Annotated in this window: 22 protein-coding genes; 20 read left to right on the plus strand and 2 right to left on the minus strand. The window is 43.1% G+C overall.

What is annotated here, in order from left to right:
- Positions 1-22 precede the first annotated feature (22 nt).
- Positions 23-1,210, plus strand: coding sequence for a M20 metallopeptidase family protein (locus KHB02_RS04065; RefSeq protein ID WP_213139912.1), 1,188 nt, complete (start codon positions 23-25; stop codon positions 1,208-1,210).
- A 63-nt stretch (positions 1,211-1,273) separates the two neighbouring features.
- Here KHB02_RS04065 and KHB02_RS04070 read toward each other — a convergent pair whose 3' ends face one another.
- Positions 1,274-3,043, minus strand: a complete 1,770-nt coding sequence (locus KHB02_RS04070; RefSeq protein ID WP_213139913.1) for a sensor histidine kinase — start codon at positions 3,041-3,043, stop codon at positions 1,274-1,276.
- Between the two features lie 12 nt (positions 3,044-3,055).
- Positions 3,056-3,793 carry a response regulator transcription factor gene (locus KHB02_RS04075; RefSeq protein ID WP_241113707.1) on the minus strand — a complete coding sequence of 246 codons (738 nt, stop codon included), beginning with the start codon at positions 3,791-3,793 and terminating at the stop codon, positions 3,056-3,058.
- A 216-nt stretch (positions 3,794-4,009) separates the two neighbouring features.
- On the opposite strand from KHB02_RS04075, the gene KHB02_RS04080 reads away from it, so the two are divergent.
- The 19 genes from KHB02_RS04080 (at position 4,010) to KHB02_RS04170 (ending at position 23,058) form a co-directional block, all read left to right on the plus strand.
- Positions 4,010-5,026, plus strand: a complete 1,017-nt coding sequence (locus tag KHB02_RS04080; RefSeq protein ID WP_213139914.1) for an ABC transporter ATP-binding protein — start codon at positions 4,010-4,012, stop codon at positions 5,024-5,026.
- A complete protein-coding gene (locus KHB02_RS04085; protein WP_213139915.1) occupies positions 5,023-6,015 on the plus strand; it encodes an ABC transporter ATP-binding protein in 993 nt (330 codons plus the stop codon). Before KHB02_RS04080 ends, KHB02_RS04085 begins: the two co-directional genes overlap by 4 nt.
- A gap of 28 nt (positions 6,016-6,043) precedes the next feature.
- Positions 6,044-6,994 (plus strand): ABC transporter permease, encoded by a 951-nt coding sequence (locus tag KHB02_RS04090; RefSeq protein WP_213139916.1) that lies wholly within the window; start codon positions 6,044-6,046, stop codon positions 6,992-6,994.
- A gap of 17 nt (positions 6,995-7,011) precedes the next feature.
- The gene (gene opp4C, locus KHB02_RS04095) at positions 7,012-7,926 is read left to right on the plus strand and encodes an oligopeptide ABC transporter permease (protein ID WP_213139917.1); all 915 of its coding nucleotides are present in this window, start codon (positions 7,012-7,014) and stop codon (positions 7,924-7,926) included.
- A gap of 123 nt (positions 7,927-8,049) precedes the next feature.
- Entirely contained in the window at positions 8,050-9,681 is a 1,632-nt protein-coding gene (locus KHB02_RS04100) for an ABC transporter substrate-binding protein (protein WP_213139918.1), read from the plus strand.
- A 254-nt stretch (positions 9,682-9,935) separates the two neighbouring features.
- Positions 9,936-10,694, plus strand: a complete 759-nt coding sequence (gene fabG / locus KHB02_RS04105; protein WP_213139919.1) for a 3-oxoacyl-ACP reductase FabG — start codon at positions 9,936-9,938, stop codon at positions 10,692-10,694.
- A gap of 82 nt (positions 10,695-10,776) precedes the next feature.
- Complete coding sequence (locus KHB02_RS04110; RefSeq protein WP_213139920.1) at positions 10,777-11,553, plus strand: DeoR/GlpR family DNA-binding transcription regulator; 777 nt, start codon at positions 10,777-10,779, stop codon at positions 11,551-11,553.
- An 80-nt stretch (positions 11,554-11,633) separates the two neighbouring features.
- A complete protein-coding gene (locus tag KHB02_RS04115; RefSeq protein WP_213139921.1) occupies positions 11,634-12,896 on the plus strand; it encodes a class-III pyridoxal-phosphate-dependent aminotransferase in 1,263 nt (420 codons plus the stop codon).
- A gap of 22 nt (positions 12,897-12,918) precedes the next feature.
- Entirely contained in the window at positions 12,919-13,932 is a 1,014-nt protein-coding gene (locus KHB02_RS04120) for a phosphotransferase enzyme family protein (RefSeq protein WP_213139922.1), read from the plus strand.
- Entirely contained in the window at positions 13,919-14,380 is a 462-nt protein-coding gene (locus KHB02_RS04125) for a hypothetical protein (protein ID WP_213139923.1), read from the plus strand. Before KHB02_RS04120 ends, KHB02_RS04125 begins: the two co-directional genes overlap by 14 nt.
- 23 nt (positions 14,381-14,403) lie before the next feature.
- Complete coding sequence (locus tag KHB02_RS04130; protein WP_213139924.1) at positions 14,404-15,921, plus strand: aldehyde dehydrogenase family protein; 1,518 nt, start codon at positions 14,404-14,406, stop codon at positions 15,919-15,921.
- A 21-nt stretch (positions 15,922-15,942) separates the two neighbouring features.
- A complete protein-coding gene (locus KHB02_RS04135; protein WP_213115508.1) occupies positions 15,943-16,227 on the plus strand; it encodes a BMC domain-containing protein in 285 nt (94 codons plus the stop codon).
- 38 nt (positions 16,228-16,265) lie between these two features.
- The gene (gene pduL / locus KHB02_RS04140) at positions 16,266-16,928 is read left to right on the plus strand and encodes a phosphate propanoyltransferase (RefSeq protein WP_213139925.1); all 663 of its coding nucleotides are present in this window, start codon (positions 16,266-16,268) and stop codon (positions 16,926-16,928) included.
- A gap of 1 nt (position 16,929) precedes the next feature.
- Positions 16,930-17,253, plus strand: coding sequence for a BMC domain-containing protein (locus KHB02_RS04145; RefSeq protein WP_277398160.1), 324 nt, complete (start codon positions 16,930-16,932; stop codon positions 17,251-17,253).
- 30 nt (positions 17,254-17,283) lie between these two features.
- Positions 17,284-18,222 carry a malate dehydrogenase gene (gene mdh / locus KHB02_RS04150; RefSeq protein WP_213139926.1) on the plus strand — a complete coding sequence of 313 codons (939 nt, stop codon included), beginning with the start codon at positions 17,284-17,286 and terminating at the stop codon, positions 18,220-18,222.
- Positions 18,223-18,376: 154 nt separating this feature from the next.
- Positions 18,377-19,978, plus strand: a complete 1,602-nt coding sequence (locus tag KHB02_RS04155; RefSeq protein WP_213139927.1) for an APC family permease — start codon at positions 18,377-18,379, stop codon at positions 19,976-19,978.
- A gap of 37 nt (positions 19,979-20,015) precedes the next feature.
- Positions 20,016-20,948: a metallophosphoesterase family protein gene (locus KHB02_RS04160; protein WP_213139928.1), complete on the plus strand. Its 933-nt coding sequence runs from the start codon at positions 20,016-20,018 to the stop codon at positions 20,946-20,948.
- Positions 20,949-20,970: 22 nt separating this feature from the next.
- Complete coding sequence (locus tag KHB02_RS04165) at positions 20,971-21,870, plus strand: acetamidase/formamidase family protein (RefSeq protein ID WP_213139929.1); 900 nt, start codon at positions 20,971-20,973, stop codon at positions 21,868-21,870.
- A gap of 87 nt (positions 21,871-21,957) precedes the next feature.
- Positions 21,958-23,058: a DmpA family aminopeptidase gene (locus tag KHB02_RS04170; protein ID WP_213139930.1), complete on the plus strand. Its 1,101-nt coding sequence runs from the start codon at positions 21,958-21,960 to the stop codon at positions 23,056-23,058.
- The last annotated feature ends 20 nt before the right edge of the window (positions 23,059-23,078 follow it).

Raw genomic sequence — 23,078 nt, forward strand, 5'->3', positions numbered from 1 at the left:
CCCGTTATGTGGAGGGGATTTTGTGATTGAAAGAGTAGTAGATATCCAGAAACTAATAGAGGCAGTTGAAGAAGAAGTAATTGAATGGCGCAGACATTTTCACGAAAATCCGGAGCTTTCTTTCCAAGAGTTTGAAACCTCTAATTACGTTTATGAAAAACTGCAATCGTTTGGCAATATTGAAGTTTCCAGGGTCACGCCAACCAGTGTCATGGGACGCTTATTCGGCAGCCAGCCTGGCAAAGTCTTGGGGCTCCGGGCAGATATGGATGCCCTGCCAATCCTAGAGGAAACAGGATTGCCATTTGCCTCCAAAAATATAGGTGTGATGCATGCCTGCGGTCATGATGGACATACGGCGATGCTCCTTGGCGCAGCTAAAGTTCTGTCGCAATTACAGGACGAAATCAAAGGGGAAGTTCGCTTCTTCTTCCAGCATGCAGAAGAACTTAATCCTGGCGGCGCCCAGGAAATGGTAAAGGCGGGGGCAGCAGATGGCCTTGACGGTGTGATTGGACTTCACCTTGGTTCACAAGGTCCGTTGGGTAAATTCTCGCTCTGTTACGGACATGTGACTGCGGCGTGTGATGATTTTGATATTGTCATTCAAGGTAAAGGCGGGCATGGTTCGGCACCGGAAGAAACTGTTGACCCGATTGCCATTGGTGTTCAGTTGGTAAATGGAATCAATCAGTTTATCTCTAGAAAAGTCGATGCCAGCCATAGAGCAGTTATTACGGTTGCCCAGTTCCACGGGGGAACGGCCAACAATATCATTCCAGACAAAGTGACCTTAGGCGGTACTGTCCGAACGTTTGACCCGGAAGTTCGCAAGGAGATTCCAATCTGGTTGGAAAAATTAACAAAGGGACTCACAGAAGCACATGGTGCAACTTATCAATTAAACTATGACTTTGGCTACAGTCCAACTATCAATGAAGAACAAATTACCTCTATGGTTGAAAAAGTTATTATTGAAACCTTTGGTGAGGAGCATTTTGTCAGAGGTACAGCATTGATGGGTAGTGAAGATTTCTCGGCATTTGCAGAGGCAGCACCGGGATGCTTCGCCTTTTTGGGGGCGGGAAGCCACAACCCTGCCGAAAATTATCCACACCATCATCCAAAATTTGATGTAAAAGAAGAAGCATTGATTCTAGGGGTTCAATATTTTGTCAGAAGCGCATTGCAGTACTTAAATGAAAATTAAGATGTAAAAGGGGCCTGAACCCCGGTACGTTAATGGTTAACGCGCCGGTGCCAGGCCCCTTATTTATTTGATAGGGATATGGATTGAAATGCTTGTTCCCCAATCGAGTTTGCTGCGGATGGCCAGGCCATAGTTATCCCCGTAGGTTAGCTGCAAGCGTTTATGGGTATTATAAAGGCCGATGTGATCGTTTGCTGTATAATTTGATTTTAGCTTTGAACGGATTTCCTCTAGCCTTGCCTTGCCGATTCCTTTGCCATTATCAATGACCGCTACATAAAGGTGTGAAGGAAACACTCTTATTTTCGCTTTAATCGAAAGGGTTCTTCCCAAGCCCGGCAGGCCATGCTGGAGTGAATTCTCAATCAAAGGCTGTAGGAACAGTTTAACAACATAATAGTTTTCAACACCCTCATCACATTCCCAATAGAACGCAAATTGATCCTTATGCCTAATTTTCTGAATCTCAACATAGCTTTTCGTATGTTTGATTTCATCCTTTAAAACAACTAAGCTATCCTTTGCAGTTAAAGAATAGCGGAGGATATTCCCGAGATGATCAATCATTTGGTTAATCTCGTTTGGCCGCTTGGTAAGACTGATAACCTTCCAATTAATCGTTTCTAGTGTATTATACAAAAAATGCGGATTTAATTGGGATTGGTGCACGGATAATTCCAGTGCCTGCATTTTATATTTTCTCTCCGACAGGAGCACCTTCATATAGGATTGCTCCATAAAATTGGTCAAAATCTTATGAATGATTAGGCTGTGAACATCCGTTACCACGGATGGCAAATGGGGGAGAGGTTCACCTTTTTCGGCATTATTTAAGATGTTGAAAATCGAATCAATTTCGGCAAAATTCCTTTTTGTTAGGAAATAAGCAATAATCCCTCCCACGATAACCGACGAGAGTAAAAGAATTAATGTAACCATGCTTAATTGGTATGGCAGCTTATAAAGGGAACTCCTCGGGATAGTCGAAAAAAACACCCAGCCATATTTTTTTGAGTCCAGTTTAAATACAGCAGAAGGGTCGTTTCCTATTTTCAATGTGTTAATTTCATTAGAGGAGGAAATCATTTCCTTCTTTTCGAATGACGTTAAATGGACTGGATGATTTACAAACAGAACTTGGTTACTTTTATCCATGACCAAAATATTTTGACCGCTCATTTTATATAAGCTGTTTAGATTATCCTTTACATAATCAGTGTTTACATTCAAAATAATATAACCCATGTTACCGTTTGCGAGAGTAAAGCTTCGATACAAAGAAATGACATCAATCTTCTGGTCAGGAAAATCTACGAGCTTTCGAATGACTGTTCTTTTTTGGGTCCAAACAGTATCAGCGCTTTTGAACTTGTCGATCCCCTTGTACCAGGAAACATCATCGAAATGACGGAGGTCTACTACACCGCCTGTTGTCGATGTTAAAAAACGTTGTTTGTCATTCTCTATATAAATATAAATCGAATCAATGTACGGATGAGCAATCGCGGGAGAGTCGATGGTATTTTTTAACGACGCCAGTTTAACAAAATCCTCAGGATCCAGCCATTTTTTCTCGAGCATGTTTTGCAGGTCCAGAAATTCTTTGGCGCTAGCGGCAATGGTTAAGTTAATAGAATTTAGCTCATCGAAAATCATTTCCACGTTCATTTGGATTTGATTTAATAGATTCAAGTTTTCTTGATTTATCTTTTCCTTCAGATATAAATGAATTAACGTAATCGCAAGTGTTCCTAGAATTAACACCGGGATTAGCATTGGAATCAGCAGCTTGCTTAAATTTTTAATAAAAAAGGAACGTTTTAAAGAATCCATTAGGAAGCGCCCTTAATTTAGCCGATATTCCTTTGGGCTGACCCCAAAATATTTTCGGAACGCACGTGTGAAATTCTTGGCATTGCTATATCCGACCATTTCACTTACCTCATAGGCCTTGTACTTCATTTCTTTAATTAATTTTGCTGCTTCTTCCATTTTTACTTGAAAAAGAAAATCAGAGAAATTGACATCTGTTTTTTGTTTAAAATATTTACTTACATAATGGGGGTTCATGTAAACGACTTGGGCAGCCTCATCCAGGGTGGCATTTTTAAAATTGATTTTCACATAATCTTTAATTTTATTAATAATCGGATCATCATCATCGTTTTTTAGTTTTGCGGAAGCCGTTTGGGTGGAGGCAGGAGTTCTTTGGTCTAGTTCTTTTTTAATTTGCGAAAACGCTTCCGTTATTTCTGAAAAATTTGTGGGTTTTAGAATATAATTTTTGACCCCGTACTTAATGGCAGACTGGGCATAGTGGAACTCCTGGTAACCGCTTAAAAAAACAGTCAAGACAGGGGAGTTCTGCTCATGCATCTCCTTTATGACCTCAATGCCAGTCATGATGGGCATTTGAATATCGCAAAGCAAAACGTCAGCATTTCCCTCTGATACTAGGTCCAGGGCTTCTTTCCCATTTGCTGCTTCCCCAATGACTTCGAACCCAAGTTCATTCCACGGAAAATAGTTTACTAGACCGTGCCGGATTTCATATTCATCATCAGCAATCACCAATTGGTACATTTGGCACCCCCTAAAACATTATTTTAATATTCAAAATATACTACACTTTGACACGTTCAACAAGCGTAAGCCTATCACTGTTTGTCAAGTAATGATACGAAATGTCAATTCAGGTCCCTTTTTTTCATACTACTATTTTTAATAAAATAATGTTAACCGAATGGAATGTTCCGAAAATTTTTAAAATTAATAGTTTTTAGAAAGAGTGGTGAAGGAATGAAACCTTTACTGGAAGTAGACCATGTCCAAATTGCATTTGAAACAGACAAAGAAGAAGTGATTTCAGTAGAAGAGGTGAGTTTTTCAGTCAACCCTGGAGAAACCATCGGCATTGTTGGGGAGTCCGGTTGCGGAAAAAGTGTCACCTCCTTATCGATAATGGGTTTGCTCGGAAAAAACGGAAAAGTAAAAAAGGGCCAAATTCTTTTCGGAGAAGAAGACCTGACAAAAGTATCCAATCAGCGTTTAAGAGATATCAGGGGAAATGAGATATCGATGATCTTTCAGGAACCCATGACCTCTTTAAATCCTGTTTTCACCATTGGAAACCAAATGATTGAAGGAATCAAACTTCACTTAAAGATGAATCCAAAGGCTGCTAAGGAATATGCCATTGAAATGTTAAAAAAGGTTGGAATTCCGAGGGCGAATGAGATTATGAAGGAATACCCGCATGCATTGTCAGGCGGAATGCGGCAGCGGGTGATGATTGCGATGGCGCTTGCGTGCAAGCCGAAGCTGTTGATTGCGGATGAACCGACAACTGCCCTGGATGTAACGATACAGGCACAAATTCTCCAGTTGATGAAAACCTTGCAAAAGGATTCTAATACAGCCATTATGCTGATTACTCATGATCTTGGGGTGATTGCGGAAACGGCCGACCGAGTTATTGTCATGTATGCCGGTCAGGTTGTCGAGGAAGCAGATGTTTTTACGCTATTTAAAGAGCCAAAGCATCCTTATACCCAAGGGTTAATGGCCTCCATTCCACATTTGGAATATGAAAGTGAACAACGCCTGGCTTCAATTCCTGGTTCAGTGCCAAGCATCAAGCATATGCCAACAGGCTGTCGGTTCCATACCCGCTGCCCATATGCAACGGAACGGTGCGAGCAGGAACAGCCTGGTCTTAAAGATGTTCAGGCAGGGCATAAAGTAAGATGCTGGTTAACCGAGGAAGACGGTTTAAGGACAAACACCGATCAACCAAAGGAGGAAATATTCACATGACCACCATGATTGAAAAAGAAACGACTCCTTTACTAAAAGTAGAAAAACTAAAAACCTATTACCCTATTAAAAAGGGTGTTTTTTTGAAAACGGTTGGTCACGTGAAAGCGGTAGATGGGGTCGACTTTTATATTAACGAAGGTGAAACACTCGGATTGGTAGGAGAGTCGGGCTGCGGAAAATCAACCATTGGGAAAACGCTAGTAAGGTTGGAAAATGCTTCGGAGGGTAAGGTGTATTTCCAGGAGAAAGAAATCACCACTGCTAACAGAGATACGATGAAAGGTCTGCGCCGGGACTTGCAGATTATTTTTCAAGACCCATATTCATCTCTGAATCCAAGGAAAAGAATCAAAGACCTGCTCGAAGAACCGATGAGAATTCATCAAGTAATTGAAAAGGAAAAAATCCATAAACGGGTGGACGAGCTTTTAGAGCTGGTTGGTCTGCCGAAAAGCTATAAAAATCGCTACCCTCACGAATTTTCCGGCGGCCAGCGGCAGCGGATCGGGATTGCCAGGGCCTTGTCGCTAAATCCAAAACTGATCATTTGTGATGAGCCGGTTTCCGCTTTGGATGTATCCATTCAGGCGCAAATCTTAAACCTGTTGAAGGACTTGCAAAAAGAATTCAACTTGACTTATTTATTTATTGCCCATGGGTTAGGAGCTGTAAAGTATATCAGCGACCGGATTGCCGTCATGTATTTGGGGAGAATTGTGGAGGTAGCAAAAACGGAAGAAATCTTCAAAAATCCGCAGCATCCTTATACAAAAGCGTTGTTAAGCTCTTATCCGATACCAAACCCTGAATTAAGATCGAAAGAAAGAATCATTATTGCTGGCGATGTCCCAAGTCCGGCCAATCCTCCAAGCGGCTGTAGCTTTCACACTCGCTGCCCGATTGCAACGGCGATTTGTCGGGAGCAAAGACCTGTTCTAAAAGGTAAGGAACATAGCGTTGCCTGCTTCGCGGTAAACGATGCATAAAAATTAGTTTTTGAAAGAGGGTGAAAATTTGATTCCCTATATTATCCGCAGACTTTTAATTGCCATCCCAGTTTTATTTGGGGTAATGGTTGTCAATTTTATCATCATTAATATGGCGCCGGGAAACCCGGTTGATATGTATGTCGACCCCAATTCTTCACCTGAACTGCTGGAGATGCGGAAGGAACAGCTGGGTTTGAATGATCCGCTTTACATTCAATTCTTCCATTGGCTTGGTAATCTTGCACAAGGCAATTTAGGCTACTCCTTTTCAACCTATGAACCAGTATCAAAGATGATTTTCGAAAGGCTTGGCCCAACGTTTGAATTAATGGGACTTGCCCTTCTAGTCGGGTTAATCATCGCCCTGCCTATAGGGATTTTAAGTGCAGTCAAGCAATATAGCAAACTTGACTATTTGGCGACAGGGACTTCTTTTTTCGGAATTTCCATCCCGCATTTTTTCCTAGGATTGGGCCTTATTTATATCTTTGCTGTACAATTGCAGGTTCTGCCGGCTGGGGGCATGTCGACTCTCGGCAGTGAGGACAATTTCTTGGATAAGGTGCAGCATTTAATTCTTCCGGTGATCGTGCTCGCAGTCGGAATTTCTGGACAATATGTCCGCTATGTCAGGGCAAGTCTTTTGGAGGTGCTGGGCCAGGACTATTTAAGGACGGCGAGAGCAAAGGGGTTAAAGGAATTTGTTGTTACCAATAAACATGCTTTAAAAAATGCCTTGATTCCGATTATTACGATTATTGGTATGGAGATTCCTTTCTTGCTTGGCGGAGCGGTTATCACCGAACAAATTTTTCAATGGCCAGGAATGGGACAGCTGACCATTCAGTCCATCATGTCAAGGGATTATCCAACACTAATGGCTCTCAATCTATTAACAGCTTTTATGGTGCTGTTTGCCAATCTATTAACAGATATTGTTTATTCGTTTGTTGACCCGCGCATTAAGTATAAATAGGAAAGGAGGAACATGGTATGCCAATGCTTGAAACAAATATTAAAAAGGATGTAGAACCTCCCATTCCTCATACAGAGATTGGCGGAGAGGAAACACCTTTACAACTAATACTTAAACGTTTTATGAAGCATCGCTTGGCCGTAGCAGGCAGTATTTTGATGTTGTTAATCATCCTGATTGCGATTTTTGCACCAGCTATTGCACCAAAGGACCCGTATCAGGTTTATGACGAATTCTCTGCACCGCCATCTGCTGAGCACTGGTTAGGAACAGACCAAGTCGGACGGGATCTTTTTACACGCCTTATCTATGCTTCAAGGGTTTCGATGGCAGTCGGACTAGGGGCAGTTCTTATTTACACCGTCATTGGAACAATCCTAGGTGCGGTATCCGGCTATTTTGGCGGATGGGTCGATATTGTGTTAATGCGATTGACAGACGTCTTCATGTCATTTCCAGGATTGATGTTAATTCTTGTAGTGGTCAGTATTTTAGGGCCTAGCCTATTTAATATCATCTGGATTTTGGGACTCCTTGGCTGGCCGGCCGTTGCCAGATTGGTTCGCGGAACGGTACTTTCGCTGAAACATGTTGATTATGTCAAATCGGGCATTGTGCTCGGATTAAGTACACCCAGGATTTTATTCCAGCATATTTTACCGAATGCGATTGCTCCGATTCTTGTCCAAGCTACATTTGGCATAGCAGCAGCCATTATCGTAGAAGCATCTCTAAGCTTCCTCGGGATGGGGGTACAACCGCCGACAGCAAGCTGGGGGAACATGCTGACAGATGCCCAATCCTTAACGGTATTAACCGACCAGCCATGGCTATGGGTTCCTCCGGGAATCATGATTGTCGTTGTTGTATTAGCCATCAATTTTATCGGTGATGGCCTAAGGGACGCTCTGGATCCGAAAACATTGAAGTAAAAATAGGGACTAGCGCTTTAACATAGTGGGGGTTATGCTTCCATCACATTAACGCGTTAAACAATTGGGGGCTAAGCCGCCAAATATATAACAATCTAATATAAAACGAAATGAGGGAAGGGAATGAAGAAGTTAAAAAGAAAGTTTTTAACGGTTTTATCGGTTGCTTTGCTATTATTTTTAAGCGCATGTTCAGGTTCTAACAATGCATCAAGCACACCGAAGGAAAATGGGAAGAGCAACGGCTCCACACAATATGGTGATACCATTGTCGTAGGTGTTTCAAACGCTATCGGTGCAATCAATCCGATTAATACCCGTGACTTGGGTGCCATTACATTGGCAAATATTCTATTTGATCCTTTCTTTGAACCAGATGAAAACATGAAATTTCAAAATAAGTTAGCTGAAAGCTTTGAAACAAAAGATAACCAAGCGTTTACGATTAAAATTAATTCAAAGGCAAATTGGACAGATGGGAAGCCTGTTACGTCTGAGGATGTTAAATTTACGTTTGATCTGCTGGCCAATCCTGCCGTTCAAAGTTCCGGCTTGAAAACTCTTAACGTTATTGATGGTCTGGATGAAAATGGCCAGCTGCCAAAAGGAGAAAAATTTGTTAAGGGGATTGAAGTAGTTGATGACAAAACCTTTGTCATTCATACGAAAAAGCCGACTGACCCAAACTATCTTAAAGGGAGCTTAATCAATTTCCGAGCTGTTCCAAGTCATATCTTAAAGGATAAGGATCCAGCAACGCTTCATCAAGATCCATTTATGTTAAAGCCAACCGTTTCCAATGGTGCCTATTCGCTTGTTAACTTCAGCGGGGAATCGAGTGTAGAACTTAAGGCAAATCCAAATTACTATCGAGGTGCACCAAAAACTGCAAAGCTGTTCTTTAAGGTAGTTCCACAAGCAAACATTACAGCACAGCTGCAAACAGGCGAGATTCATATCAACTACCCATCCACCGGTGCAATTGCGATTCAAGATATTGAAAAAGTGAAAAATATGGCGAATGTCACAACAAATGATCCAAAGGGCTATGATTGGCAGGAAATCTACCTGAATACAAAAACCTTTGACCAGAAGATGCGCCAAGCGATCGCTTATGCGATTAACCGTCCGCAACTTGTTGAGAAGCTTTTAAAAGGAAAAGCAGAAATCATTGATGGACCATACACAAAGATCCATCCATATTTTGATAAAGACATTAAGAATTACCAGTATGATCCAGAAAAGGCAAAGAAACTTATTGCAGAATCAGGCTGGGATAAGAGCAAGCCAATTCGTGTCAATGTTCCGATCGGGAACCAAGTTCGTGAGCAATCCGCTGTTATTGTTGCAGAAAACTTAAAAGCAGTAGGGTTAAACGTTCAGGTTCAAAAGTTCGATTTCCCAACTCATATGCAAAAAGGTGCTAAGCATGACTTTGATATTATGTTCCTAGGAATTCCGTACCAAATTGATCCGGATGTAAGTACATTTTATGCTACTGGTGCAACCTATAATTTTGCTGACTATAGCAATCCCGAGCTTGATAATTTGTTAACACAAGGTAAATCAGAACCAGATCCAGAAAAGCGCAGAGTGATTTATGACAAAGTTCAAGAAATCCTGCATGAAGACCTGCCAACACTTTCACTTTATTCAGACTTCCTGATGGGAGCCGTAAATAAGAAAGTAAAAGTAGGACAACCAAAGCAATTCGGAATGTTCTACAACGTGAATGAATGGCAAATTGAAAAATAAATATAGTAATAGACTGAATTCTTACAGCATCAGCCGTACTCGGCTGCATGCTGTTTTTTTTGCCGCTGCTTCCCTTAGCAAAATAGCAGATTAAATAAACTGAATATTCCGTCCTAACTTTTCATACATATTACTATCTTCCAAAATCCACAACAATTCACATGATATCCCACAACTTCAGGCAATTTGGATATTGGTATTTTGTTGTTTTAATAAAAGCCCATTCATATTTAAATGGTAGAGGAGCTGTTAAAATGTATAGTTCATTGCAGGGTAAGACGGTTATCGTTACGGGTGGCAGTAAAGGGATTGGGAAAGGGATTGCCCGAGTGTTTGCAAGGCATGGTGCGAATGTAGCGGTTGTGGCCCGAAATTTGGGGGCTGCCCAAGCGTGTGCAGTTGAACTCAATTGTGAAAATGCAAAGGTTGTGGCATTCCAAGGTGACGTCCAAAATCGTGACTCGATGAAGGCTGTAGTGAAAGAGGTCCATGAAACATTTGGCGGTATTGATGTTTTGTGCGCCAATGCCGGGATTTTTCCATCTGCCTCGCTGGAGACGATGACAAATGAAGATTGGGATACTGTCATGAATACCAATGCGAAGGGCACATTCCACGCTGTACAAGCGTGCATCCCATATCTCAAGCAAGCTGAATACGGACGAATTGTCATTACCTCGTCGATTACTGGTCCTGTTACCGGTTATCCGGGTTGGTCTCATTATGCGGCTAGTAAAGCGGCGCAATTAGGTTTCATGCGAACAGCCGCCTTAGAGCTGGCTGGCGAACAAATTACCGTGAATGCGGTGCTGCCTGGGAATGTCTTAACAGAAGGACTCGAAGGTCTAGGTGATGACTACCTAGAAGAAATGGCCTCAGCCATCCCAATGAAAAAGCTTGGCACCGTTGAAGACATCGGTTATGCAGCCCTGTTCTTGGCCACTAAAGAAGCAGGCTTTATCACTGGACAATCGATCATCGTCGATGGCGGACAAATATTACCGGAAAATTAAGTTCGAGTTATTTTTTGAAAAAAAACTAATACCTTTACTAGAATAAAGGTTCCAATTCTGTGCTTAGTAGGTGGTACTAGATATGTCTTTATCCTATGAAGAACGAAAAACAACCATTATGGAATCTTTAGAAAAGGAAGAAAAGGTCCAAGTGCGCGTCTTGGCCAACCTTCTCCATGTTTCCGATGAAACAATTCGCCGCGACCTAGACCGGCTTGAAAAGGAAGGATATTTGAAAAAAGTATATGGTGGTGCCGTCAAAAATAAGATTCATAGCTGGGAACTGCCTTTTGATGAAAAAACAACGATTAACCAAAAAGAGAAACAAGCCATTTGTAAGGCGGCTGCAGACCTAGTGGAAGACGGCGACGTCATTATGATTGGCAACGGAACGACTCCGCTCGACATGATTCCGTTCCTTGCAGATAAGCAGGATATTACTCTGATTACCCATTCTGTTCCAGTCATGCTTGCGGCTATGGACAGTTTTAAGGGCCGAGTCATTTTTATCGGCGGCGAAATTGAAAGAAACCAGAAATATATGAGCGGGCCGCTGTCCGAACGGATGCTCGAAATGCTTCGTGCAGATAAAGCCTTTGTTTGTGCAGGCGGGATTTCCATTGCCAACGGAATTACAGATTATGATATCAGCGGATCAAGCATTTCTCGGAAAATGATGGAGCGCGCCGAAGAAGTCATTGTCCTTGCTGACCAATCCAAGTTTGGAAAAACTACCTTTGCATATATGTGCTCCATTACGGATGCATCCAAGATTATCACGGACCAAAGCTGCCCCGAGGAGTGGAAGAAAATAGTAGCCGCCCGTGGCGTTGAATTAATTGTGGCTGATGAGATATAGAGAAATCCTGAATTTCAAAAATTAAAGATGTGATAACCATCATAACTAAATGCTTTAATGAGAGATAAGGAGAAACGAATATGATTGAATTTGGCAGAAAAAATGAAATCCTTGACCGCTCAATTAAATGGTGGAACCCGGGAAAAACAAGCCAATGGCAAAAAGACGGCATTGACTTGGTGATGGGGAAACGAGAAGGATATTACTTTTATGATATGGAAGGCAAGAAATTAATGGATGTCCATTTAAATGGAGGAACTTATAATCTCGGTCACCGCAATCCAGAAATTATTGCCACTTTGAAAGAAGCATTGGATGAATTTGATATTGGTAATCACCACTTTCCGGCCATGACGCGTGCACGCCTCTCGGAAAAACTCTCACAATGTACACCTGACAGCCTTCATTATTCTATTTTATCTGCTGGAGGAAGCGAGGCTATTGATGTAGCCTTGAAATGTGCCCGCTATGCAACAAAACGGAAGAAAATTGTTTCGATTATAAATGGCTATCATGGTCACACAGGCCTCGCCGTCTCTTTGGGGAATGAACGGTATTCCCGAATGTTTCTAAGTGAGGGTGACCCGTCGGAATTTATTCATGTTCCCTTCAATGATTTGGATGCCATGGAACGGGCACTCGGAAATGAAGATGTCGCCTGTGTCATTATCGAAACCATCCCTGCAACCTATGGGTTCCCACTCCCGGAACGAGGTTATCTATCAGCAGTAAAAAGGTTGTGTGAAAGATTCGGGACACTTTATATCGCAGATGAAGTGCAGACTGGCCTAATGCGGACGGGCAAGCTTTGGGGGATTGAGCATTACGGAGTCGAACCGGATATTCTTGTCACCTCCAAAGGCTTCAGCGGCGGGATTTACCCGATTGCCGCAACCGTCGTCAGTAAACAAGCTGGGAATTGGATGAATGAGGATGGTTTTGCGCATATCTCAACCTTTGGGGGATCGGAATTAGGCTGTATTGTGGCCATGAAAGTGCTTGAAATCTCACAGCGTAAAGAGGTTCAGCAAAATGTTGATTTTGTGGCCCGATACTTGCGGACAGGATTAGAAACCATCAAGAAGCAGCATCCGGACTTTTTTGTCGGCATCCGTCAACTTGGGGTTGTTATGGGGCTTGAGTTTAATCATCCTCAAGGCGCCCTTTATGTCATGCAGGAACTTTATAAAAATGGCGTGTGGGCTATTTACTCGATGCTCGATAACAGAGTTCTGCAATTTAAACCTGGTTTGCTTTGCGATAAAGAATATTGTGATGAATTACTGTCAAAATGCGAGGCAAGCATCAAACAGGCAGCTAAATCGGTTTTCAGCTACAGTTAACAATTCGAAAGGAGTATTGAATATGGGCAGCTCCTCAATTGATTCTTTACAGGAATCCATGGAAAAATTTAATCAAATTGCGAAAGCCGCTATTCCTTTTTATCCGTTTTTATCGCAATCATCTATTCAGCTATTAAACTATTCCGAAAATGCTACTTACCTAATTACAGACACTACTACGAGGGAAAAATATATTCTGCGTGTGGGACGTCCCGGGTATCACACAAAAATAGAAGTGGAAAGTGAACTGGAGTGGTTAAGATCGATTGACCAGCATTCGTCCATCCAGGTCTCTTTGCCGGTGTCCGGGGGGAATGGTGTATATATACAAGTCGTCAACTATGAAAATATGAATTATCACTGTACTCTTTTCACGTTTTTAGAAGGTGAAGCGCCAAATGAAGACAATGAGCAGGAGCTAATCAGCCAATTTGAAATGCTTGGGGCGATTACGGCCCAATTGCATGAACACAGTATGGCAAATTGGGAACAACTCTGCCAAGTCCGCAGGCTTACTTGGGATTATGAAACCATCCTTGGCCAGACTCCGAAGTGGGGAAGATGGCAGGATGGGCTGGGTATAACGCCAGAGCGTGAAAAATTGTTCACTAGTGTTTCCGAAAAGATAAAAACGAGATTAGAGCGTTTCGGAAAAGCTCCCACCCGTTACGGACTCATCCATTCTGATTTACGGCTTGCCAATCTTTTGGTGGAGCGCGATCAAATCAAGGTAATTGATTTTGATGATTGTGGATTTGGTTGGTATTTGTATGACCTCGCCACTTCCTTAAGCTTTATTGAACACAAACCATATGTCCCCGGACTTATTGAATCATGGTTAAAAGGCTACCGAAGTGTCCGTCCACTTTCAAAGGCGGAAGAACAAGAAATTCCCACTTTTATACTAATGCGGCGGCTTCAGCTGATTGCCTGGGTGGGCAGCCGTGATAATGAGACAACACGTGAATTGGGCAGTGGCTTTACAGAAGATACCGATGAATTAGCAAAAAAGTATTTGCGAGATGGAAAAATATAAGAAACCTGAGGCAGTTTTAGGTGGTGATACAATGGATGCCGAATTGGTCGAAAAGATTACCAGATTAGTACTTTCGAAGCTGGAAGAATACGCGGGTCCGTCCCAATCCAACGGTTGGAACACAAGTCCTCATGAAGAAAACAACTACCCGGAATATCCGCCGTTGTCAGATTATGATTTTAAAAAATGGAAAGAAATTTCTTCAGCTATAGGTTTTTCTAAGGAAAGAACTCACCTCGCTCCCCTGTCAGAGGAAGAAATCAACATCTGGAAGAATATTTCCGCGTCAATTGACTTTAACAGGAGACCACAGGCAGATGCAGGCGGGCAGTCTGATTATCCTCCACTAACAAAAGAGGAATTATCGAGCTGGAAACGTTTAGGGACTAAGACTGCAAGTTGGGAAGAGGGACAAGGGCAGGTGAAATTTTTCCCGCATCATGATTAACAAGATAGATGAAGGGAGGGAGAATGTTTTTGCAAATGGATACAGATTTGAATTCTATTCAAGAAATGAAGGAAGCTGTCAGCAGGGCAAAGGAAGCGCAAGCAAGGTTTCAGGAATTTTCCCAGGAACAGGTCGACCGCATCGTCAAGCAAACCGCACAAGCAGCCTATCAAGCTTCTGAAAGACTAGCGCAAATGGCTGTTGAGGAAACAGGAATGGGTGTGGTTGAACATAAAAAAATTAAAAACGACTTAGGCTCACTGGGAGTCTACGAATCTATCAAGGATGAAAAAACGGTAGGTATCATCAGAACAGACAAAAAAGAAAAAATCACGGAAATCGCCTACCCGTTCGGTGTTATTGCCGGGATCATCCCAACGACGAACCCAACCTCGACGGCATTTTTTAAAACACTTATTTCATTAAAATCGCAAAATGCGATTGTCGTCAGCCCGCATCCTTCGGCGATAAAGTGTACAGTGGAGGCGCTTCGGGTATGCCGGGATGCCGCCACCGAGGCAGGCGCACCTGAAGGGTTAATCGGCTGGATCAGCAGACCGACAATGCCGGCAACAACGGAACTGATGCACCATCAAGATATCCAATTAATCCTGGCAACAGGCGGCGGCGGGCTGGTCCGGGCTGCGTACAGTTCTGGAAAACCTGCCTACGGTGTCGGACCAGGGAATGTTCCGGTTTATATTGATCGTTCCGCTAATATCAACAAAGCAGTCAAGATGATTGTTGACAGCAAAACGTTTGATAATGGCACGATTTGTGCCACCGAGCAGGCGATTGTCGTCCACAAAAACGTGAAAGAAATGACGATAAGAGAATTAAAAAATAATGGTGCCTACTTTTTAACTGGCTCAGAAAAGTCATTGGTCGAAAACGTGATTTCTCCAACACGTGGAAAATTGAATCCAGCGATTGTTGGAAGGTCTGCCGTAAAAATTGCTGCCATGGCTGGCCTTACGGTACCAAGTGAGACACGATTGTTAATTGCTGAGGAAGAATCGATTGGGAAGGAAATCCCTTTTTCAATTGAAAAACTTGCTCCGATTTTTGCCCTATATACAGCTACGGATGTAGAAGAGGCGAAAAGAATCTGCCAGGGATTGTTGAATATTGGCGGCAGGGGCCATAGCCTCGCCCTTCATACTAATGATGAGAATGTCGCCAAAATGTTTGGCCTTGAAATGCCCGTCTCTAGAATTTTAGTAAACACACTGGCATCGATTGGAGCTGCAGGTGCAACGACAGGATTGACCGCCTCGCTTACACTAGGGTGCGGGTCATACGGCGGCAACATTACGGGGGACAACATCACGGCACGGCATTTGATTAATATTAAACGAATCGCTTATGGAATAAAGGATGTACCAATTCCAAAGCCTGCACAATCGATTGAAAAAATTGGCAGCAGTGAGAAAATCGTCGAACAGGTCTTGGAAAAAACAAGCAAGAACCGGATGGAGATAGACAAAGAGATGATTACCCAGTTAGTTAAGAGTGTAATAGAACAATATCAAAAATCTTAGTACATTTAGGAGGAATATGGTATGGCGATAAATGGTGCTCTTGGCATGATTGAAACAAGAGGTTTGGTAGCTTCATTGGAAGCGGCCGATGCGATGGTAAAAGCAGCGAACGTAAATCTTGTAGGGAAGGTCCATGTTGGCGGAGGAATTGTGACTGTGTTAGTAACGGGTGATGTCGGCGCGGTTAAAGCCGCGACAGAAGCAGGCAGTGAAGCGGCACAGCGGGTGGGTGAACTTCTCTCAGTTCATGTCATCCCAAGGCCGCATACTGAATTGCAGCTCGTATTACCGAAGATTGAGGGATAGACCTTTAATTCCAGAGATGAAAAAATGAGGTTAAGAGGATGAAGGAAGAACTAACAAAACGGATTGTTGAGGAAGTAATAAGGCGGCTACAGCAGAGTCCACATGATGGTGCCTGTATTCCTATTGGTGTATCGGCACGGCATTGTCATTTAAAGGAAAAGGATTTGGAATTCCTTTTTGGCAAGGGTTATAAGTTAACGAAAAAGGCTGATTTGTCGCAACCCGGGCAATTCGCTGCAAATGAAACCGTCATCATTGCCGGATCGAAGGGGAGCATTGAAAGAGTTCGGGTTCTTGGGCCATTACGGAAGGAAACACAAGTAGAGGTAAGTCAAACCGATGCAATTAAACTTGGTTTGATGCCGCCCATCCGAGAATCAGGAGACTTAGAGGGATCTTCACCGGTAACCATTATCGGCCCGAATGGCAGTCTATTTTTAGAAAAAGGATTGATCATCGCCCAAGCACATATCCATATGCCGCCAGAACAAGCACTACAATTTAGTGTGGAGGACGGGGAATATGTTGCCGTGGAAGTTGGTCATCTAATTCGGCCGATCAGATATGAAAGGGTCCAGATTCGAGTTTCACCTAAGTATATTTTGGAAATGCATATCGATACCGATGAAGCGAATGCCGGGTTGATTGTAAGCGGGCAGACAGGGAAACTGGTGAAAAGAGACGTGGAAGAGGTGAGGTGAGTTGGCAAAAGCTTTAGGAATGATTGAAACTAGAGGACTGGCTACCTCCATCGAAGCATTAGATGTGATGGTAAAAACCTCATTTGTCCAGCTTGTCAAACAAAATATGGTCGACCCAGCTCTCGTTACGATCGTAGTAGAAGGGGATGTCAGTGCCGTAAAGGCAGCGGTCGAAGCAGGGGCGGATATGGCCAGAAAAAAAGGTTCTTTAATTGCATTTCATGTCATTCCACATCCTGATGAAAGCCTGCCGCAGTTATTTATGGAGAAGTCTAACGTTAAAAAACAAGAGAAGATTGAAGACAATTCAGAGAAAAAAACTTAAACGTGCTTGATGCAAGAAAGGAGGATGATTATGTCCTTCAAACGAATAAAGTTTGCCATCATCGGGGCTGGCCATACCGGGACGACAATCGCTCTGATGCTCGCCCAAAGGGAGTTGGGGGACATTGTCCTGTTGGATATTCCTTCTCAGGAAAATCCGACAAAGGGGAAGGCATTAGATTTACTACAAGCGGGCCCTGTGCAGAAATATAATTCTATCATAAAAGGTAGCTCCAACTATGAAGATATTAAGGACGCAGACTTGGTCATTATTACTGCCGGAGTCGCCCGTAAGCCCGGGATGAGCAGGGAAGACTTAGTCTCAATAAATACAAAAATTATTAAGGAAGTATCTGAAAATATCGCCTACTATTCTCCCAATAGTTATGTGTTAGTCCTTAGCAATCCAGTTGATGCGATGACCTATGTTTGCTACAAAACGACTAGATTCCCTAAAAACAGGGTGATTGGGCAGTCGGGGGTACTTGATACGGCTAGGTTTAATACCTTTGTTGCTCAAGAATTAAATGTGTCGATAGAGGATATATCCAGCTTTGTCTTGGGCGGGCATGGCGATACGATGGTGCCGTTGGTCAGGTTTTCGTATGCTGGGGGGATTCCATTGGAAAGGATCCTTTCTAAGGAGAAAATCGATAAAATTGTGGAACGGACACGCAACGGCGGCGGTGAGATTGTTCAACTTTTAGGTCAGGGCAGTGCCTATTATGCACCAGCCGCGGCAATCGTAGAAATGGCCGAGGCGATCGTGAAGGACAAAAAGAGAATTCTCCCTTCGATTGCCTATTTAGAAGGGGAATATGGGTATCAAGACATATATTTAGGTGTCCCTGCAGTTCTTGGCGGCAATGGCATTGAAAGTATTATAGAATTGCCGCTCACACCTGAGGAAAAAGAGGGGCTCGATGTTTCTGCACAAGCCGTAAAATCCTTGCTGCGTTTGTTAGATTAATTTTTTGAGTTTACTTTTCAGAATATTGTTAATTATCTAGAGGGGGGGACTGCCAGAAGAAGCCTCTTTTCTTAGAGAAAGCAAATTGTCTTTGTTGTGGAATGTCTCGTCACTGTGATTTTTCTTTTATTTTTAAAGAAAGAAGGGTGAAAAGATGTCTAAAGCAGGTCTCGCATTATTTGAACAAAAGTCAACAGGTGGAATTGCCAGACAGATCAGTCCAATAGACACGATGATTTATTCCGCTGCCAACCCGGGTTTGATGTTCGCACTCGTGTATATTATGTGGGCACCATTTTTATATCCGGGTGCCCATATGGTTTGGGCGATTTTGACGGTAGCGCAGATGTTTATTATTGCCGGCCTTTATTGGCTGCTATCGGTCTCGATGCCGCGCTCCGGCGGAGAATATATTTATATAAGCAGGATTCTGCATCCATCGCTTGGACTGATGGCAAGTTTTATGATAACGTTTACATCCATTTCTTGGACTGGTATTCTGTTAAATTGGATTATCAAATGGTCGATCGTTGAATTCTTCTATTCGATAGCACTCATTAACGGAAATGACGCAACATGGCTGGGGCTGGCGGAGTTTTTCAACAGCAATATCATGCATGCGATTATCGGTACCGCCCTGTTGGCGTTCATCTACTTTATCTATTATAAAGGTACAAAGTGGATGGTTAGGCTGGCCTATTTAACGCTCGGTGCAACGCTGGTAGGGGCGGTTGTCTTTATCATTGCAAACCTAATTACCGGGCAGGGAACGTTTGCGGCTAATTTTACTGAGCTGACAGGCTTGGCCTATGGCGATGTCATTAAATTAGCTGAAGCAGATGGCTACACAACAAAGTTCCTTTTTGGAGCAACAGTCATGGCCGGTTCCACTTACATTATTCTAAACACCCTTGGCTCCACCTTTGGGGCAAACCTCGCTGGCGAAGTCCGTAATGTACAAAAATCTCAGCTTCTGGCCTTATTTGGTTCACTGGCCATTTTAATGGTTGTTTGGGCGATTTTCTATGCGATGTCTTATATTAACTTCGGCGATATCTGGTCCAATAGCTTGTATTATCTGTACAATGCCGGCCATGAGGCCTATCCTTTCAAGGGCTATGATCCATTTATCACGATCATGATTGGAATTATGACGAAGAGCCCTGTATTTGTCTTTTTGATTGCTATCTGTTTCGCGGTAGCCACCTTTGGCTCAGCGGCTGGTCTTGGCTTCGGCCCTTCGCGTAATATTGTCGCTTGGTCGTTTGACCGCTTGATTCCTAGCAAATTTATGGAACTCAACAAGAAAACGAATTCACCAACCTACGCGTTAAGAACGGTCATAATCGGTGCCTGGTTTTTCTTAATGCTCGATATTTTCATGCCTTCTTGGACGGCCAATATCGCATATACGATATTCACTTGGTTCTTAGCTTGGATTTTCCTGGGGATTTCCGGAATTGTTTTCTCCACCCGCAAGAAGATTTTGTTTAACTCCTCACCGCCGATTGTAAAAACAAAATTTTTAGGAATACATTTAATTACCATTCTTGGCTGGTTAACCCTGGCAATCAGTGTTTCGATTTGTTACTATCTTCTGATTCCGTTTTTGAGAGGCGATTTGCCATTTACAATGATTGTGGTTTCGCTCTGCTTAATGTTAATCCCAATTATCGTCTATTTCGTGATGAAGCGGTCCCATGCGAAGAAGGGAATCGATATCGATATCCAGTTCCAAGAGATACCTTCGGATTAAGTAAACCATTTTTAAAAAAAGTAGTGGGGTGAGCTAAGTGAAAATTTTTTATGCAGCAGACCTGCATGGCGGTGAAACAGCCTTCCGAAAATTCACTAATGCCGGGAAGTTTTATAAAGCTGACTTAGTTATTTTTGGAGGGGATTTAACCGGGAAAATGGTTGTTCCGATTGTGGAAAAAAACGGCGTTTATACTTGCCGGTATTACGGCTCAACCGTTAAAGTGAAAAAAGAGAAGGAATTGCCAGACCTGGAGCGAAATCTTAGGGATGCTGGATTCTATCCCTTCTTAGTTTCAGAGGATGAATTAAATCGTTTAAACGAAAATGACGCCGAGCTGATCATCAAAGAGAAGCAGATTGAAGTCCTGCAGGAGTGGATTCGGTTGGCAGATGAGCGATTTTCGGCGGCAGGAATTCCCTGCATCTTGATTCCTGGAAGTGTCGATGATTTTTACTTAGATGAACTGATCAACGCGGGAAGTTTTGTCGCAAACGGTGATGGGAAAATTATTGAAGTAAATGGGTTTGAGATTCTTTCTGTGGGTGGCGGAAAGCCTAGTGTGTTTAAGTACCCGCGTGAATTTAACGAGGAAGAGCTGGCAGAGAAAATCGAACAATTGGCCGCGCAGGTGAAAGACATGAATCGCTGCATTTTTAATATTCATATCCCTCCTTATGATACTGATTTAGATCAAGGGACCTTATATGATGATGAGTTAAAACCTGTACTTGATGGGGATTCCCTGGCAACCGGTCCAGCAGGAAGCAAAGCGGTGCGCGAGGCGATTGAAAAATATCAGCCGCTCCTATCTTTGCACGGGAATGTTCATGAAAGCCGCGGTGTGACGTCATTAGGGAAAACCATATGCATTAACGCCGGAACAGACTATGACCAAGGCCTGCTAAGGGGGGCGTTGGTGGATGTCGGTGCTGATGGACAGGTGTCCTATACACTGACAGCGGGGTAATTTTTTTGAGGGAGTTGTAACCATGGAAATAATTCGCAAGGAACAAGGCGTACTAACGATGTCACCGAACAATAAGCCTGTTAAAAAAGTTCAGGCTGGCAGCACGGTTGTGTTCGAAACGTATGACTGCTTTAGCAATCAAATCCAGCGGGAGGATCAGCTGTTCAGCTCCGTTGGCTGGGAGCAGATCAATCCTGCCACAGGTCCTTTGTATGTAGAAGGGGCGGAGCCGGGGGATATTCTAAAAGTAGAGATATTGGATATTAAAATAGACCAAAAAGGTGTCATGACGACGACACCAAAGCTTGGTGTTTTACGGGATTATGTGTCGGGCGAAACGACAAAAGTTATTCCAATTCGGGAAGGGAAAGCTGTTTTCAATGATAAAATTCATATTCCTATTAAACCGATGATTGGTGTTATCGGTACCGCTCCTAGCGGGGAGGAAATTCCGACTGGTACACCAGGCGAACATGGCGGCAATATGGATTGCAAGCAGATCATAAAGGGCTCTACTCTTTATTTACCGGTAAATGTTCCAGGCGCCCTTCTTTCAATGGGAGACCTGCATGCCGTGATGGCTGATGGAGAAATTGTCATTTGTGGATTGGAAATACCTGGAGAAGTAACCGTTAAGGTCGATGTTCTAAAAGGAGAATCGTATCCATTGCCGATGCTTGTCAGCGAAGAGAAGCTAATCACAATTGCATCTGCTGAAACTTTAGATGAGGCGGCCCAACAAGCCACAATCAATATGCATCAATTTCTTGTCCAGCAGCTTGAATTTGATACCGATGAAGCAGGAATGCTGTTATCCCTTGTGGGTGACTTGCGAATCTGCCAGATAGTGGATCCGCTCATGACAGCACGGATGGAACTCCCACAATGGATCCTAGATAAATACGAATACAAAATAAAGTAAGAACAAGTTGAGAGGGCCGCTTCACTCTGTAAATCTTGATGGAGAGGGTTGAGCCCTCTTTTGTTCACAGTAAGGAGGAGTTGTAATTTGGGTAAAAAGCGTGCCAGTGATCTCGGCTTGCCATTCCCTGGTGTGACAGGAGAAAATAATGCCTTAACCGATGTACCGGGGGTAGAAATTGGTTTTACGACCATTATTGAAGGGGAAGGGCCGGTTCAAATCGGTAAAGGGCCCATCCGTACTGGAGTGACGGCCATCCTGCCAAGAGGAAAAAAGAATACGATGCATCCAATTTGGGCCGGATTTTACAGTTTAAATGGAAATGGCGAGATGACTGGGGTACATTGGGTGAACGATGCCGGCTACTTTCTTAGCCCCATCTGCATCACCAATACTCACTCGGTAGGAATGGCTCATCATGCTACCACAAAATGGATGATAAACCATTATGGTGAACAGTTCAGTAATGAACATATATGGTCAATGCCTGTCATTGCCGAAACCTATGATGGCGTCCTTAATGACATAAACGGTCAGCATATTTCTGAAGAGCATGTGCTTTCGGCGATTAATAATGCAAAAACGGGTCCCGTTGCTGAAGGGAATGTTGGCGGTGGAACGGGAATGATTTGCTACGAGTTTAAAGGCGGGACAGGTACATCGTCTCGTGTTGTTACCATCGATGGCCAGACGAATCATATAGGAGTTCTTGTCCAAGCCAATTTTGGATTGCGTGAGTGGCTTACCATTTTAGGTGTACCGGTCGGAAAACATATGATGAAGGAAAAACTTTTAGATAAAGAGCAGGGCTCCATCATTGTCATTATTGGGACTGATATCCCGATGCTTCCACACCAACTGCGGCGCGTTGCCAAACGTGCGGCGATTGGCATTGGAAGAAGCGGAAGTCCTGGCGGAAACAGTTCAGGAGATATTTTTCTCGCTTTTTCTACTGCGAACGAAATGGATATTCCGCAATCAGCACCAGAAAAGCTGAAAATGGAGTTTGTTAATGACGAAGTTTTTGACCCGATATATGAAGCGGTTTGTCAGGCAGTTGATGAGTCTGTGGTAAATGCCCTTATTGCAGCAGAAACAATGACAACCGTGAAACCCAACGGGCATAAGGTTGAAGCGATTGATCATCAAGATCTATTGCGGATAATGAAAGAGTATAATCGAATATAATTCTTATTATCACATGTAGA

Source organism: Neobacillus citreus, assembly GCF_018343545.2.
In the GTDB taxonomy this organism is placed as follows: Bacteria; Bacillota; Bacilli; order Bacillales; family Cytobacillaceae; genus Neobacillus; species Neobacillus citreus.